Source organism: Streptococcus infantis (assembly GCF_047464615.1).
Lineage (GTDB): Bacteria > Bacillota > Bacilli > Lactobacillales > Streptococcaceae > Streptococcus > Streptococcus infantis_Y.
The window spans coordinates 171,839-185,812 of sequence record NZ_JASHBO010000001.1; the positions used below are offsets into that span (position 1 = coordinate 171,839).

The 13,974-nt window shown below is 37.6% G+C and carries 19 protein-coding genes and 1 other annotated feature; of the genes, 6 read left to right on the forward strand and 13 right to left on the reverse strand.

What is annotated here, in order from left to right; all coding sequences use genetic code 11:
* Nucleotides 1-2: 2 nt before the first annotated feature.
* From QM450_RS00915 to QM450_RS00925, 3 genes are read right to left on the reverse strand one after another with little or no spacing between them, the layout of a single operon-like run.
* Nucleotides 3-731, reverse strand: a complete 729-nt coding sequence (locus tag QM450_RS00915; protein WP_414319386.1) for a phage antirepressor KilAC domain-containing protein — start codon at nt 729-731, stop codon at nt 3-5.
* The gene (locus tag QM450_RS00920; RefSeq protein ID WP_414319387.1) at nt 715-897 is read right to left on the reverse strand and encodes a hypothetical protein; all 183 of its coding nucleotides are present in this window, start codon (nt 895-897) and stop codon (nt 715-717) included. Before QM450_RS00920 ends, QM450_RS00915 begins: the two co-directional genes overlap by 17 nt.
* Before the next feature lie 10 nt (nt 898-907).
* Complete coding sequence (locus QM450_RS00925) at nt 908-1,117, reverse strand: helix-turn-helix domain-containing protein (RefSeq protein WP_164232111.1); 210 nt, start codon at nt 1,115-1,117, stop codon at nt 908-910.
* A 303-nt stretch (nt 1,118-1,420) separates the two neighbouring features.
* On the opposite strand from QM450_RS00925, the gene QM450_RS00930 reads away from it, so the two are divergent.
* The 4 genes from QM450_RS00930 to QM450_RS00945 all read left to right on the forward strand — a co-directional run bounded on the left by QM450_RS00930 (nt 1,421) and on the right by QM450_RS00945 (nt 5,238).
* Nucleotides 1,421-1,792: a helix-turn-helix domain-containing protein gene (locus QM450_RS00930; RefSeq protein ID WP_414319388.1), complete on the forward strand. Its 372-nt coding sequence runs from the start codon at nt 1,421-1,423 to the stop codon at nt 1,790-1,792.
* A gap of 8 nt (nt 1,793-1,800) precedes the next feature.
* Complete coding sequence (locus QM450_RS00935; protein WP_414319389.1) at nt 1,801-2,562, forward strand: ImmA/IrrE family metallo-endopeptidase; 762 nt, start codon at nt 1,801-1,803, stop codon at nt 2,560-2,562.
* Nucleotides 2,563-3,014: 452 nt separating this feature from the next.
* A complete protein-coding gene (locus QM450_RS00940) occupies nt 3,015-3,965 on the forward strand; it encodes an Abi family protein (protein ID WP_414319390.1) in 951 nt (316 codons plus the stop codon).
* Nucleotides 3,966-4,086: 121 nt separating this feature from the next.
* On the forward strand, nt 4,087-5,238 hold the full coding sequence (locus tag QM450_RS00945; RefSeq protein WP_414319391.1) for a tyrosine-type recombinase/integrase: 1,152 nt from the start codon (nt 4,087-4,089) through the stop codon (nt 5,236-5,238).
* Between the two features lie 99 nt (nt 5,239-5,337).
* Here the strand turns inward: QM450_RS00945 and rplL are convergent, their stop codons facing one another.
* Nucleotides 5,338-5,703: a 50S ribosomal protein L7/L12 gene (gene rplL / locus QM450_RS00950; protein ID WP_001196968.1), complete on the reverse strand. Its 366-nt coding sequence runs from the start codon at nt 5,701-5,703 to the stop codon at nt 5,338-5,340.
* Nucleotides 5,704-5,776: 73 nt separating this feature from the next.
* On the reverse strand, nt 5,777-6,277 hold the full coding sequence (rplJ, locus tag QM450_RS00955; RefSeq protein ID WP_001287269.1) for a 50S ribosomal protein L10: 501 nt from the start codon (nt 6,275-6,277) through the stop codon (nt 5,777-5,779).
* Between the two features lie 38 nt (nt 6,278-6,315).
* Nucleotides 6,316-6,451: a sequence feature (ribosomal protein L10 leader region), on the reverse strand.
* Nucleotides 6,452-6,639: 188 nt separating this feature from the next.
* Here rplJ and QM450_RS00960 point away from each other — a divergent pair.
* Together QM450_RS00960 and QM450_RS00965 are read left to right on the forward strand one after the other, a co-directional pair.
* Nucleotides 6,640-7,167, forward strand: coding sequence for an ECF transporter S component (locus QM450_RS00960; RefSeq protein WP_001095969.1), 528 nt, complete (start codon nt 6,640-6,642; stop codon nt 7,165-7,167).
* Between the two features lie 18 nt (nt 7,168-7,185).
* Complete coding sequence (locus tag QM450_RS00965) at nt 7,186-7,701, forward strand: transcription repressor NadR (protein WP_281334992.1); 516 nt, start codon at nt 7,186-7,188, stop codon at nt 7,699-7,701.
* Here the strand turns inward: QM450_RS00965 and QM450_RS00970 are convergent.
* From QM450_RS00970 to QM450_RS01005, 8 genes are all read right to left on the reverse strand, one after another.
* Nucleotides 7,698-8,165 (reverse strand): 8-oxo-dGTP diphosphatase, encoded by a 468-nt coding sequence (locus QM450_RS00970; protein ID WP_414319392.1) that lies wholly within the window; start codon nt 8,163-8,165, stop codon nt 7,698-7,700. The two genes, QM450_RS00965 and QM450_RS00970, sit on opposite strands and share 4 nt — an antisense overlap.
* A 19-nt stretch (nt 8,166-8,184) precedes the next feature.
* Entirely contained in the window at nt 8,185-8,619 is a 435-nt protein-coding gene (locus QM450_RS00975) for a hypothetical protein (RefSeq protein WP_045763321.1), read from the reverse strand.
* A complete protein-coding gene (locus QM450_RS00980; protein WP_241768492.1) occupies nt 8,616-9,140 on the reverse strand; it encodes a hypothetical protein in 525 nt (174 codons plus the stop codon). Before QM450_RS00980 ends, QM450_RS00975 begins: the two co-directional genes overlap by 4 nt.
* Entirely contained in the window at nt 9,112-9,669 is a 558-nt protein-coding gene (locus tag QM450_RS00985; protein WP_414319393.1) for a hypothetical protein, read from the reverse strand. The genes QM450_RS00980 and QM450_RS00985 overlap by 29 nt, the downstream gene beginning before the upstream one ends.
* Complete coding sequence (locus QM450_RS00990; RefSeq protein WP_371559142.1) at nt 9,666-10,292, reverse strand: NAD(P)H-dependent oxidoreductase; 627 nt, start codon at nt 10,290-10,292, stop codon at nt 9,666-9,668. Before QM450_RS00990 ends, QM450_RS00985 begins: the two co-directional genes overlap by 4 nt.
* Before the next feature lie 94 nt (nt 10,293-10,386).
* Nucleotides 10,387-10,884, reverse strand: a complete 498-nt coding sequence (locus QM450_RS00995; protein WP_414310541.1) for an N-acetyltransferase family protein — start codon at nt 10,882-10,884, stop codon at nt 10,387-10,389.
* Between the two features lie 14 nt (nt 10,885-10,898).
* Nucleotides 10,899-12,887: an excinuclease ABC subunit UvrB gene (uvrB, locus tag QM450_RS01000; RefSeq protein WP_414319394.1), complete on the reverse strand. Its 1,989-nt coding sequence runs from the start codon at nt 12,885-12,887 to the stop codon at nt 10,899-10,901.
* A gap of 76 nt (nt 12,888-12,963) precedes the next feature.
* Nucleotides 12,964-13,917, reverse strand: a complete 954-nt coding sequence (locus tag QM450_RS01005; protein WP_414319395.1) for a CPBP family intramembrane glutamic endopeptidase — start codon at nt 13,915-13,917, stop codon at nt 12,964-12,966.
* Between the last annotated feature and the right edge of the window lie 57 nt (nt 13,918-13,974).

Genomic DNA, 13,974 nt, shown 5'->3' on the forward strand with positions numbered 1-13,974 from the left:
CCCTACCCCGCTACTTCATCTTCACTCAAGAACTTGTTGATAAAATACTGCTGACCCTTGCCAGTGACCTTTGGTGTCTTGTTCACAGTGATATGTCCATCTGCGTGTTGCACGTTTGTTTCCTTGATTTCAAAGAGTTTCAAGTCCATGCTACGTTGGGTTGGCATATTCCAATCTGATCCTTTGCGCTTAATCAGGTAGCCATTTTCACGCATCCAAGTAAAGAGTCGATTGGCACCGATTTTGTAGCCGTTTTGGCTAATGAGTTTGGCAAGTTCACCAACCAAGATAGATGTATGGCTTGCACTCACTGCGTCTGCAAAGAGGACTTTGGGTTTGTCCGCTTCAATCTGCGTCTCCAGTTTATGAATCTTCTTATCCGCCATGAGCAAGGCTCTTGCCATAATCTTCTCAGGGCTGTTGAAGTCCTTTTCTACTTGGATGAAGTACTGTCTGACTTCTTTTCCTTTGTCGGTTTTCGACATCATTGCTAAGTGTTTTGCAGTATCCAATGATAAAGCATAGTCTTGCAATTCCTTTGTTCCACCATATTGATTTAGCTGTGTAGTTGTAACTACGGAGCAAAAATCATAATTTTCTTCAAACCCTTTAAAGTTTTGTTCCACCCATTGGCTAAATCTTGTCTTAACTTCAAGGGTTTTATGTAATTGTCTTGCTGAGACAATCGGTTCTTGATTGTCATTCACAGTCACTTTAATAACTTCGTTCATCTTCTTCCTCCAACTCTTTTTCTAAATTACCACTTTCCAATTCAACGATTTGGTCAATGATTTTGTGATAGGTACTTTGTGAGATTAAAAGTGCAACTTTTGGTTCTTCAAAGCGAACCATATTCAATCGCTTCTCAATTGCTGCAACTCGTTCTTCTAAGGTCATGTTATTCCTCCTACTCCTCAAATCTTTCCCATGACTCACTAATCCGCAACTTCTTGTTAATGCGAAGCTTCAAGTCATCACTTCCTTTACCATCTTTGAATAATTGCGTGATGGCTGACGGACTAACACCTACAACGATAGCCAAATCCGTTTGCGACCACCCACGTTTTTCAATTCGTTCTTTTACAAGCTCAATCCATTTGCGATGTTGTTGGCTCATGTGACCTCCTCCTTTTATTTTTAATGGAGTTAAAGAGTTAGTAAATTATTTTGTAAAACGCTTGACAGTTTTTAGCGTATCTGCTAAAATGAAAGCATAATTAAAAACCTTGATAAAACATTATATCTATCAACTCATTTTGCTCGCCAAAGCTATTTATTTTTAGATAAGTTTTAACTTCGTTTTTTACTAACTCATTAACTTACAAAAACTATTTTAGCGTAAACGCAAAATAATGTCAACTACTTTTTTGCGTATTTTATAAAATATTTTTTGTCATGTCTTAGAAAGGCTGATAAATCAATGTTTTCTACTTTTGAAATCGTAAAAGATTTATGTGAAAAACAAGGGATTTCGCTAAACACTTTAGAAGATAAGCTAAAGCTTGGCAAGAATTCTTTGTATGGGTTGAAAAGGAATCAACCGTCTGCTGAACGGCTACAACAAATCGCCGACTACTTCAATGTGTCCACGGATTATTTATTGGGCAGAACAAAAAATCCTTACACATCGAATGACGATTTGATGAACACTCAAGAGCTTGAAACTCTAATAATGTTTCGAAAAGAAACTGAGGATATGTCCGACGATGAAAAAGAGCGTTTTAACAAAGCACTCTTTAGCATGATGAAAAATGCTCGTGCTCTTGCCAAAGATGATTCTTTCTGGAAGTAGGTGGCTATTTGAAACGATTTACAAGACCCTCAAAAGAAACTTACTTACAATATCACGAAAATGCAAACAGACTACTTATGGATATATCTAACCATTTCAATATCCATATTTCTCAAATCACTTTCGACCTAATCATTGAATTCTTTGAAACTAAGTTTAATATTTTATTTGTCTATTTTGAAGCGGATTTAATGTACAAATGGTTCCCGAATAAAAAACAAGAACTTAAATATAATTTAACTTCAAATAATTCTCTCTTGTTGGTTGATTTCAGCTTTTGTAATGTTTGTTCTGGAATGACGATTCCTGATTTTCAAAAGAATCGTTTTGTTGTTTATATCAACCAAGATGTGATTAAGGGAAGGGTTATGTTTACAATCCTTCACGAATTAGCCCATATATACTGTCATCTTATGGATTCTGTTTATGATAAAGTCCTGGTTTCTAAGACCTCGTCAAACTATAGCGATTCCTACCCAACTGAGATTATCCCAATAGAGGACGAAGCAAATACCATTGCATCAATTTTGTTTCTCAATGATTATAAACTTCTTGAGTACATAAAATCTGGCTTGACATTTAAACAACTTATTGAACGTAGTCAAATGTCAAAGCCTGCATTGCATAATCGTTTGATGAACTTTCTAATGTATAATTGTAATTGTCAAGAATATTATGCTCTCAATATTGTTCAAGGATACAAAAAAGACGAGGGATGGACCATTATGGCTTTGCAACAATTTCAAAGAGAATTACAAGAAATTGCTTAAAATACAAGAGGTAAAAAGAACACAACGAGCTCCAGACTATCGGTGAAGTCATGGATTTGTATAGAGAGAAATAAAAAAATATTTTTTAAAAATATTAAAAAACAGTTGACTTTTTAAAAAAATCATTTAGAATGAATTCATTAGAGAAAAAGCGTCGGGATCTCTACGGGGACCGATACGGGAAAGCTCCTTCATTCTAAATAGAATGGGGGAGTTTTTTTGAAGCCGTTTAAAACAATCGAGGAACAAATCGCAACACTGAGTATAAGTTAAAACCAACTGTTTCCATTTTGGAAATAGTTGGCAACAATAAAAATAAATTTAACAAAAAACTTGACAAAAACAACAAAAGACTCTATAATTAGGTTAATCTAAGTGAATGCTCCCCCCTGGGAGCCTAAAAGAGTCTTTGCATCTATGCAGAGGCTCTTTTTGATTTACAAAGGAGAGATATGGAAACAAAACCTTTCAAAACGTTCCGAGAGCAGATAGAACTCCTAAAATCTCGAGGACTTACCATCCGAGATGAAAACATTGCAATCAGCATTTTATCAACATACAGCTATTACGAAATCATAAACGGCTATAAAGAAATTGGTATTGATCAAGGAGAGAAATTTAAAGAGGGCGCAACATTTGAAAAACTCGTAGACTTTTTCCTCATGAACAAAAGCATACGAACAAACATCAATCTAGCATTACAAGAAATCGAGGCTCATCTTAGAACCGTTCTTTCCTACGTAGTCGCAGAACATTATACTGCAGACCAAAATAAATACCTTCAAAGAGAGAACTATGAACGAGGTGCTAAAAAATTCAAAGAGTCTGAACGATCTAAGTTTCTACGTAAATGCTATAAAATCACCCAAGATAAGACTCAACCATATAAACATTATCGAGAAATCCATGGCAACGTGCCGCCTTGGATTCTTGTTAAAGGGATGACTTTTGGTCACCTAATCACTTTTTATAAACTACAAAAGTCGCATATAAAGACAGAAGTTATCCAGCGCATGACAGGACTAGACAAAGAAAATATAGATAATGATATTAAACAATTGTTTATCAATGTATTTTACTTCTTACTCTCCTATCGTAACAGATGCGCCCATCTTGGAAGAGTCTATAACTTCACAACAGAAAAGAACAAAATCAATTACAATAGATTCTTTCACAATCGATTGCACATCACAGAAGAAGATTACAAGAATGGGCAAGGACAAAACGGTTTGAAGACACTCATCTTTTCCCTAACCATATTCAAAACTTGGGGCCCAGTATCACCAGTGGGATTATTGAACTTCCAGATTATGGAAGCTATCAACTCCTATCTGTTGAAATATCCAGAAGACAGAGATTATATAAACCAACAAATAGGCGGTGAACTTATTCCTATCGTCTAAACAAAAAAATCCCCACACTCGCCATCGCCAAACTTTGAGTGTGAGGATATCTTGGATAGTAAAAGGCATTAAAAAGCCCTCTTTACTATACCCATTTTATCAAAAAAGTGAGGTAAATACAATGTGGATGGAAGAACTTCCCAACGGAAAATACAAATTTTTTGAGCGCTACAAAGATCCATACACTGAAAAGTGGAAAAGGTTAGCTATAACGCTTGATTCAGGATCAAGCAGAGCTAAGAAAGAAGCACAAAAACTACTAGATGAAAAGATAGCTGAAAAGCTACAAAGCTTGACTACTACTGATATGCTTTTCGAAGACGTGCTAAGTGATTGGTGGGATCTCCATAAAAAGTCCATCAAAGCTTCTACCGAGAAAACTATGGTCTATGCAGTAGATGAAGTAAAAGAAAATTTTGCGCCAGGGATTAAAATAAAAAATATCACTGCTAAGTACGCACAACAGTATTTCACAGATTCCGAAGAAAATCACATCAAGTTAAAAAAACATAAATCCGTACTAAGTATGGTATTCAAATACGCTCAAGATTTAGAGTTGATTGATAGCAACCCTATCCAACGTGTCAGGCTGCCCAAAAAAGTCGTCACATACGAAACTATGGAGCGTATCGAAGATAAGTTCCTTGAACAAAGCGAATTGAAGCGACTCTTAAAAGCTATGAAAAAATATAACCGAGGGTATCACGTTGCCCGCATGGCTGAATTTATGGCTTTAAATGGTTGTCGTGTCGGTGAAGCTAGTGCGCTTAAATTTGAGAATTATGACAAGAAAAAACGTACTATCACTATTAACGGAACTTTAGATCCAACTCGTAAAGGTTCAGAGGGTATCAAGACAACTCCTAAAACCTTATCATCTATCAGAGTAGTTGATTTAACCAATAAAGAAATTGAGATTATAGAAGAGTTTATAGAGCTGCATGAACTACGGAAAAATACAAATCCAAACTATAAAGATATGGGATTTATCTTTGTTTCATCTAGCGGTATTCCAATTCATAAATCAAGCATCGGTAAGTTGATGAAGAATGCTAATGCCACGTTAAAGAAGCCGATAAATAAGCCATTACACCCTCACATCCTAAGACACACCCTTATCAGTACACTTGCTGAAAACAACATTCCTCTAAAAGCCATTACTCAGAGAGTAGGACATAAGGATAACGGTAAGACAACCATGGAAATCTATACTCACGTTACCAAGAACATCAAGTCAAAAGTTGTTGATGTTTTAGATAAACTTTATAAATAGTTTGCCCCTTTTTTGCCCCTTCTCGAACAAAAAGAAAAACCGCTACTCCTAAGAATAGCGGTTTAATCATGTTTTTAAGCTACTAAAGTAGTCGCTCTATTATTTAAGAGTAACTGAAGCTCCTGCTTCTTCCAATTTAGCTTTGATTTCTTCAGCTTCTGCAGCTGCAACGCCTTCTTTGATGACACCTGGTGCACCATCAACAAGTTCTTTAGCTTCTTTAAGACCAAGACCTGTGATTTCACGTACAACTTTGATAACGCCGACTTTCTTGTCGCCTGCAGCTGTCAATTCAACGTCAAATGAATCTTTAGCAGCTTCTTCAGCACCACCAGCAGCAGCTACAGCTACAGGAGCAGCTGCAGTTACACCAAATTCTTCTTCGATAGCTTTTACAAGGTCGTTCAATTCAAGGATTGAAGCTTCTTTAATTTCAGCAATAATGTTTTCAATGTTCAATGCCATTGTTATTTCCTCCAAATAAGTTTATATTTTATGTTTATATTTTTGTAGCTAGGCTACGCTGCGTAGCTTAAGATTAAGCTGCGTCTTCTTTGTTGTCTGCAACCGCTTTGACTGCAAGAGCAACGTTGCGCACTGGCGCTTGAAGTACAGAAAGGAGCATAGAAAGAAGTCCTTCGCGGTTTGGAAGAGTTGCAAGAGCAACGATTTCTTCTTTTGATGCGACAGCGCCTTCGATTGCACCACCTTTGATTTCAAGTGCGTCAGCGTTTTTAGCAAAGTCGTTCAAGATTTTCGCTGGAGCGATAACATCTTCGTTAGAAAATGCTACTGCAGATGGTCCAACAAATACAGATGCAAGTTCTGCAAGGCCAGCTTTTTCAGCTGCACGACGTAAGATTGAGTTTTTAATAACTTTATACTCAACTTCGCTTCCACGAAGCTCACGACGAAGAACTGTATCTTGTTCAACTGTCAAACCACGAGCGTCTACAACGACGATTGATGCAGCAGCTTTCATTTTTTCAGCTACTACGTCAACTAGTTCCGCTTTTTTAGCAATAATTGCTTCACTCATTAGTGTGTTCACCTCCGTAATTATTTTGCTTGGGGAATTTTTCCAAAAGAAAAACGCGCCCAAACCTAGACACGAAAGTACAATACGCTTCTTTTTAAATGATACGTTTTGTCCTCGGTAGGATATTTATGAGTCGAGCTCCCCTACTGTCTTAGGCAGTTTTTTCAAACCGTTTATAAGTATACCACACTACTTTGTTTAGTGCAAGAGTTTTTTGCTTATTTTTTTAAAATTTTATTAATTCTTTTTAGCATTCTTTTTCCTCATTTTAAAATAATCTTCTCTAAAATCAATTTTGCTTCTTGACTTGTTTGATTTTTTATTGTACTATACAACTGTATATACAGTTAAAAGGAGTTATTATGAATACACAAAAGAAAACACAATTCATGACCTTAACCGCATTGCTAACAGCTATCGCTATTTTGATTCCTTTGGTGATGCCCTTTAAAATTGTCATTCCTCCCGCTTCCTACACTTTAGGAAGTCACGTTGCTATTTTTATCGCTATGTTTCTCTCTCCATGGATGGCTATCTTTGTTATTATAGCTTCTAGTTTAGGATTTCTCATGGCTGGGTATCCGATTGTTATCGTACTTCGTGCCTTTTCCCATATCTTTTTTGGAAGTCTAGGCGCTTTCTATCTTCAAAAACATCCTCAAACCTTGGACAATAAGAAATCTTCATTGATTTTTAACTTTGTACTTGGTTTGGTTCATGCTATTGCTGAAGTCTTGGCTTGTATGATTTTTTATGCTAGTACTGGAACTGACTTAAAAAATATGTTCTATGTCTTGTTTGTATTAGTTGGATTTGGTACTATTATCCATAGTATGGTAGACTATTACTTAGCCTTGGCTGTTTATAAAGCATTGAGAAAACGCCGTTAAGCGTTAAGAGAGAAGAATATGACAAAAAATCGAAAAGAAGCACTTTTACAACTGTTAAAGGAGTCTCAAAAACCTCTAAATGGTCAAACTTTAGCAGACCGTTTTCATGTAACCCGTCAGATTATCGTTCAGGACATTGCTGTTCTACGTGCTGATGGTGCTCCGATCTTATCAACCAATCGTGGCTATATTTATAAAGAGAATAAAACCAATCCTTATGTTCACAAACTGTTTAAAGTTAAGCACGAGATGGAAGAAATTGGTCAAGAACTTCTAGCTATCGTCGATAATGGGGGACGTGTTCAGAATACCTTGATTGATCATCCTGTCTACGGTGAAATTGAAACCTTGCTCAAACTCTCTTGTCGCCGTGACGTTCAGCATTTTTTAGAGCAAGTCGAAAGATCTGACTTTAGACCACTTTCTGAATTAACAGATGGCGTCCATTATCACCTAGTCGAAGCTGAAAACGAACAAGACCTTCTCTATATCGAGAAGGCCTTGGACCAGCTAGGTTATTTAGTAAAGGATTAGAATATTTTCTTTTCCCAATCGTCTTCTGTACGGCGAGGGTAGAAAAATTCAGACTTGTCCGGAGCTTCCATCATCTCCATTAAAGGTAACATATCATAGGCCAGATCCAAGTTTGGAATCTGGTCTTTTTGCACCCAAGAAACTTCTCCTTCATCTGAAGAGCGAAGGGTACCAGAGAACTCAGTCGCCTTATAACAAACGACAATATAGCGCCCACCTGTATCTAGTGGCCAATTTTTAATGCCGACCAGTTGAGGTTTTTGAATCGTCAGACCTGTTTCTTCATAGATTTCACGAATGACAGACTCTGCGAAAGACTCGCCATTTTCTACATGGCCTCCTGGAAAGGCATAACCAGACCAGCGGTTGGTTTCAGGAGTGCGGTACTGCATAACCACGCGCTGAGTTTCAAGGTCTTCTATTAGACAAATATTAGTTAGAATGGTTAATTGTGCTCTAGACATAGGACTCACTTTCTAATGTTTAATTTTTTTCTACATACTTAACTTTAGACTTCATAATCAAAGGATTAACTAAGTCATGATATTCATGAATTTCATGGAGTAAGAATCCTCTGATGATTCTTATTTCATTTTTTTCCCTAATCACATAGTAGTCTAAATTGATAGGCATAGATGAATCTGGAACCGTGGAGAAAAATAAAAATATCATAAACCAGATTATGAGAGCAACGAATCCACTGAGAGCTTGAAAAATCAGATGATGCCATTGAAAGATTCTAGATTTATAAAAGATAGTCCACGGATGGATAAATAGGGTTAAACAAAGACCAAAGAACCAGAAATTCCACAAGACCGGTGTAAAGGCTAAACCAAAAAGCCCTAAGATAAAATGAAGCAGTACAAATACCAGGCACAAAAGATAAATAAACCTAAATACAGTTAGATGTTTCATCATGATTGACTCCTTTTCTTTTCAATATATTTCATTACTAGAGTTATAATAGATGCCAAACTGAAAAAGATCAGATAAGTTGCAATAGGAAACCAGATGTAGCGGTGATCTAGGGATAAGAGGGGAGGTAAAATTCCTTTACTATTTTTCCCGCCAATACCAATAAAGAGATGAACTATTAAACCAATACTATTAAGATAGATAAATAAATCTGCATATCTTTTTATTGTCATCCTTGTCTTAGACAAGTCTAGGAACCAATAGTCAAATAATCGATACACCAGACAAAAAAGATTTATATATATTGGAAAACTATAGTTGATATCTCGGTATGGAGACGGAATAGGAAGAAGTTTAAAAACAAGGGTAACACCTAGTCCTATTCCTAAGATGAGAGCAAGGATCAGGAAAAAACCTATAATTTTATGAGAATCTAGCCAAAGCTGAAAACTTTCTTTTCTTGGGTGATTCTTTTTTGTATTTGACTTTCTTTTGTTACTTTGATTTGATTGTATTTTTCCCATTTTCTTCTTTTCTCTTTTTCTTTTCAATATACTTGGAAATTATAATTGTCACAATAGGCACTAGAAAGAAAATGAAATAAGTAACGAGGGGAAACCAGATATAGCGATAGTCTAATGCCCATATCGGAAGTAGTCTTCTTCCTCTTTTAGAGGTCATCCCAATCGTTAACTGTAATACACAAGCAATTCCGTTAGAATATAAAAACACTTCTGCAAAATTTCGCAAGGAAATCCAGTCTTTCCTAAAGTTACGAAGGAAAGTATGATAAGATGCATTCACCAAAAGAACGATATTTAAATAAAGTGGAAAACTATAATGCGGTTCCCGATAGGGACTTGGAATAAGGGTTGTCCCGTACAATAGACATAATATTCCTAGAGCAGAAAAGAACAGAACGCTTGCATCAAGGATCCAGGCAATTGTTGAATGTTGCACAAACCACAGATTCATGCGGTCTAGTAAACCAATCTTTCGATTTGATTTCTGGTGTTTTTTTAATATTTTCTGTCTCTTACTTTTTTGTTTCATGATAGTTTTTTAACTTCTTCTGCTACTTTTTGGAGATGCTCTTCACGCATACTTGCTGTATTCACATCCCGTCCAACTTCACCTAGTACGCACACGCGCTTGGTTTTAATCCCACAGTGATTCAAGACCGCATTTTTCAAAACAGAGATGCCATAGCTATCTGGAATGTTGATAGGACCCGAAAAGATCTTGTACCACCAAGTGGGCGCCATGGAGGTTGCGTAAATACTGGCTGTTTTCCCTTTTAATAACTTTTTAAACTGCTTGCCTCTTAGGTAATTCCAGATAAAACTCCCCTGGCCATTGGCAGAATAGGCAATCCCAGGTGTGAAGACCCAATCAATCCAGCCTTTCATGAGGCTAGGCATACTACTCCACCAGATAGGATAAACAAATATGAAATGATCTGCCCATTGGATTAATTCCTGAGAACGAAGGATAAAAGAATCTTCTTCCATACGTTTTCGATAACCATAACGTAAAACAGGATCAAAGTCTTCTTCATTGAGTTTGATCACTTCAACTTCATGATGATTTGTGTCAATATTTTCTACAATGGTTTGAAAAATAGCCTGACAATAACTTTCCTTATCTGGGTGTCCATTGATGACTAGAATTTTCATTCATCTTCTCCTTCATCTCTTTGTTTCATTCTATCTATTTCACTTTTTATACTTGATTAGTTGATAATGGTTCAAAGATTGATAGATATGTCCTTTAGGAATTTTTATTTGAAGAAAACATCATCCGCAATTCCTTAACAGGTTTTCCAAGGTCAAGTATTTTTTCTTGACCATCAAAAGTAAAACCCATTTTTTGATAGAAAGCAATGGCTCTCTTATTATCTTTCAATACCCATAAATAAATTTCAGAGAAATGATCAAGAGCAACAAATGCAGCATGCATTAACTGTTCACTCACACCTTTTCCATAGTAATCTTTTAAAACATATAAGGCAATGATTTCACCAGCTTGAATGGTCTCATCACGAAAATTTCCATAGCTGATAAATCCAACGACCTGCTTTCCATCCATCGCAATCAAGGTATTTTCTGGATATTTTTGACTAAAGAATCGACATCTTTCTAATGTCATCGTCTCCTGAAATTCCGCGGGTAAAAGATTGTCATAAGCCTCTCTCCACGTTTGCCAATGAACGAGGGATTTGCCTTCTATCTCTTCAGGAGTTTCCATTGTTTTAATGATAATCTTCATTCGCTTTATCCTATCTAACCCAACGCCTTGACTTCCAACATCATATCACGTATTTGCGCTGCCAACTCAAAGTCAAGCACTTCGACGGCTTCTTGCATTTGTTTTTCCAGTTTCTTGACTAGTTCTTTGCGTTCTTGTTTATTGAGGCTATTGATATCGACTTCCTTGTCCTCTTCTTTAGCCACAACTTTTGTTACAGAGATAAGGTCACGGATTTCCTTCTTAATAGTTTGTGGGACAATGCCGTGTTCTTCATTATAGGCCATCTGAATCTTACGACGACGGGCTGTTTCATCAATGGCACGTTGCATAGACTGAGTCATAGTGTCTGCATACATGATGACATGCCCTTCACTATTACGGGCTGCACGACCGATGGTTTGGATCAGACCACGTTCGTTTCGGAGGAAACCTTCCTTATCGGCATCGAGAATGGCAACCAGACTGACTTCCGGTACGTCAATTCCTTCACGAAGGAGGTTAATTCCAACCAAGACATCAAAGACTCCTAATCGTAAATCTCTGATAATCTCTGTCCGCTCTAAGGTCTTAATATCCGAGTGCATATACTTGACCTTGATACCCATTTCCTTGAAGTAATCAGTCAAGTCTTCTGCCATTTTCTTGGTCAAGGTAGTAATAAAGGTGCGTTCATTCTTTTCAACACGAGCATTGATTTCACCAAGCAAATCATCAATCTGTCCCATAGTTGGACGAACTTCCACCTCAGGATCCAAAAGACCTGTTGGACGGATGATTTGCTCAATCACGGTGTCCGTTTGTTCCATCTCGTAATCACCTGGCGTCGCTGAAACATAGACAATCTGGTGGACATGACTTTCAAACTCTTCACGACGAAGGGGACGGTTGTCCAAGGCAGACGGCAAACGGAAACCGTAATTAACCAACATTTCCTTACGTGAACGGTCTCCATTATACATTCCTTTGATCTGCCCCATAGTCATATGACTCTCGTCAATCATAATCAGGAAATCATCTGGGAAGAAATCAAGAAGTGTGTACGGAGGCTCTCCTTCGCTTCGTCCATCCATGTGACGGGAGTAGTTTTCGACACCATTTGTATAGCCCATCTCACGTAGCATCTCGATATCGTACTCTGTCCGTTGTTTCAAGCGTTGCGCTTCAAGGAGTTTGCCTTCTTTTTCAAAGATAGCTAACTGCTCCTCCAACTCAGCCTGAATCTTAGCAATCGCTACTTCCATGTGGTCGTCATTGGTCACAAAGTGAGTCGCTGGGAAAATCGCCAAATGATCCACTTCTCCCAGAACTTGCCCCGTAAGAGCTTCGACTTCACGAATACGATCAATCTCATCTCCGAAGAATTCAACACGAAAGGCATGCTCGTCACGAGATGCTGGGAAAATTTCCACCACATCTCCACGTACACGAAATCTTCCCCGCTGGAAATCAATATCATTGCGTTCAAATTGAATATCGACTAATTCATTAAGCAGTTTATCACGAGAAATTTCAAGTCCTGGGCGCAGACTTACTACACTATCCGCATATTCCTTAGGAGAACCCAAACCATAAATACAAGATACAGATGCTACAACGATGACATCGTTACGCTCCAAGAGCGCTGATGTAGCGGAGTGACGGAGTTTATCAATCTCATCGTTAACTGAACTATCTTTTTCGATATAAGTATCACTAGAGGGAACATAGGCTTCTGGCTGGTAGTAATCGTAATAGGACACGAAGTACTCGACAGCATTCTCAGGGAAAAATTCCTTAAACTCCCCGTAGAGCTGGCCTGCTAGGGTCTTATTGTGGGCGATGACTAGGGTTGGTTTATTAACTTTGGAAATCACCTGGCTCATGGTATAGGTCTTACCTGTACCAGTCGCCCCCATCAGGATTTGAGCCTTTTCTCCACCCTCGATATTATCTACCAACTGTTCGATAGCTTGCGGTTGATCCCCAGATGGTTGATATTTTGATACTAGTTTAAATTGATTATCTATAATGCGGTTAATCATAAGAATCCTCTCTCGATGTGCTATTCCTATTTTAGCATACTTGTAACATTTTCACGAAGAAAAGGACGGACCTAAGTCACATCCTTTCATTTTCTTTCTTTAATCGATAGACGAGATAGACAATCAGCAGTAGCAAAACCAGACTTGTCATGATAGATCCTTCTATCCCAAAAGAGGCACCTGATAGCCAATCTTGATTACCTTGTGGTAAAAAGGTCATCAATGACGTTCCTGATGGTTGACCACTAACTAAAATCCCAAAGAGATTACCCTGAGCAAAATTCCAGGCGCCATGAATACCTGCTACACCCCAAACTGTATCTGTTTTGAGGAGGTAAAGTGACATGGCAACTCCGAATAAAAACAGATTCACTAGAGATAGAGGGGTTAGACCAGAATTGCCCATATGAAGCAGGGTAAAGAACAGGCTAGATATAAGAACAGCAAGTTTTAGATTGGTTCTTGAGGCCAATTGAGGAAGGAGCCAAGCACGGGCCACCACTTCTTCTGTTGTCCCCTGTAAAATCCAAAATGGAATGGTAAAAATGACAAAGGCTAGCGAATAAGGATTCAAGTGAATGGACTCAAAACGATATTGCCCTAAAGCTACTAAACCTAACAAGGTCAGAATAAAAAGTGTCAGGCCTAAGCCAAATCCTTTCAGAAGATTGCTGAGGAAATTCTCTCTATAAAATCCCAAGGTTCGAATAGGTCTTTTCTCAACTTTTTTAGTCCATCTGAACACAGTGTTGAGAATAAAACCAAAGGCCAGCAATTCTAAAATTAAACGAAAATCACCTGTTTTGTCCGTCAAGCTCTGATGCAAGGTTTGCAAGTAGGTTGCAAGATTTTGACCACCCTCTCCAAAATTTCTAGCAAGTCCGATGAGAGCTAACAAACTAATACCATACAAAGTATAAGCCACAAACTCTCCTATAAAGACAAAAGCAAAGGCTAACAAGGGGCTTGTGTAAATGTTTAAACTCATTTTTGAAGCTTGGAAGTCTTTAAAAATTCTTTTGTTCTTCATATCCCTGTCCTTTTTTCTTCTATATATACTATTATTATAGCACTTTTTAATAGCAAT

What these genes read in the sequence shown, in the direction of transcription:
- QM450_RS00915 (WP_414319386.1), bottom strand. Translation starts at nt 731, where the DNA reads ATGAACGAAGTTATTAAAGTGACTGTGAATGACAATCAAGAACCGATT.
- QM450_RS00920 (WP_414319387.1), bottom strand. Translation starts at nt 897, where the DNA reads ATGACCTTAGAAGAACGAGTTGCAGCAATTGAGAAGCGATTGAATATG.
- QM450_RS00925 (WP_164232111.1), bottom strand. Translation starts at nt 1,117, where the DNA reads ATGAGCCAACAACATCGCAAATGGATTGAGCTTGTAAAAGAACGAATT.
- QM450_RS00930 (WP_414319388.1), top strand. Translation starts at nt 1,421, where the DNA reads ATGTTTTCTACTTTTGAAATCGTAAAAGATTTATGTGAAAAACAAGGG.
- QM450_RS00940 (WP_414319390.1), top strand. Translation starts at nt 3,015, where the DNA reads ATGGAAACAAAACCTTTCAAAACGTTCCGAGAGCAGATAGAACTCCTA.
- QM450_RS00945 (WP_414319391.1), top strand. Translation starts at nt 4,087, where the DNA reads ATGTGGATGGAAGAACTTCCCAACGGAAAATACAAATTTTTTGAGCGC.
- rplL (WP_001196968.1), bottom strand. Translation starts at nt 5,703, where the DNA reads ATGGCATTGAACATTGAAAACATTATTGCTGAAATTAAAGAAGCTTCA.
- rplJ (WP_001287269.1), bottom strand. Translation starts at nt 6,277, where the DNA reads ATGAGTGAAGCAATTATTGCTAAAAAAGCGGAACTAGTTGACGTAGTA.
- QM450_RS00960 (WP_001095969.1), top strand. Translation starts at nt 6,640, where the DNA reads ATGAATACACAAAAGAAAACACAATTCATGACCTTAACCGCATTGCTA.
- QM450_RS00965 (WP_281334992.1), top strand. Translation starts at nt 7,186, where the DNA reads ATGACAAAAAATCGAAAAGAAGCACTTTTACAACTGTTAAAGGAGTCT.
- QM450_RS00970 (WP_414319392.1), bottom strand. Translation starts at nt 8,165, where the DNA reads ATGTCTAGAGCACAATTAACCATTCTAACTAATATTTGTCTAATAGAA.
- QM450_RS00975 (WP_045763321.1), bottom strand. Translation starts at nt 8,619, where the DNA reads ATGATGAAACATCTAACTGTATTTAGGTTTATTTATCTTTTGTGCCTG.
- QM450_RS00980 (WP_241768492.1), bottom strand. Translation starts at nt 9,140, where the DNA reads ATGGGAAAAATACAATCAAATCAAAGTAACAAAAGAAAGTCAAATACA.
- QM450_RS00985 (WP_414319393.1), bottom strand. Translation starts at nt 9,669, where the DNA reads ATGAAACAAAAAAGTAAGAGACAGAAAATATTAAAAAAACACCAGAAA.
- QM450_RS00990 (WP_371559142.1), bottom strand. Translation starts at nt 10,292, where the DNA reads ATGAAAATTCTAGTCATCAATGGACACCCAGATAAGGAAAGTTATTGT.
- QM450_RS00995 (WP_414310541.1), bottom strand. Translation starts at nt 10,884, where the DNA reads ATGAAGATTATCATTAAAACAATGGAAACTCCTGAAGAGATAGAAGGC.
- uvrB (WP_414319394.1), bottom strand. Translation starts at nt 12,887, where the DNA reads ATGATTAACCGCATTATAGATAATCAATTTAAACTAGTATCAAAATAT.
- QM450_RS01005 (WP_414319395.1), bottom strand. Translation starts at nt 13,917, where the DNA reads ATGAAGAACAAAAGAATTTTTAAAGACTTCCAAGCTTCAAAAATGAGT.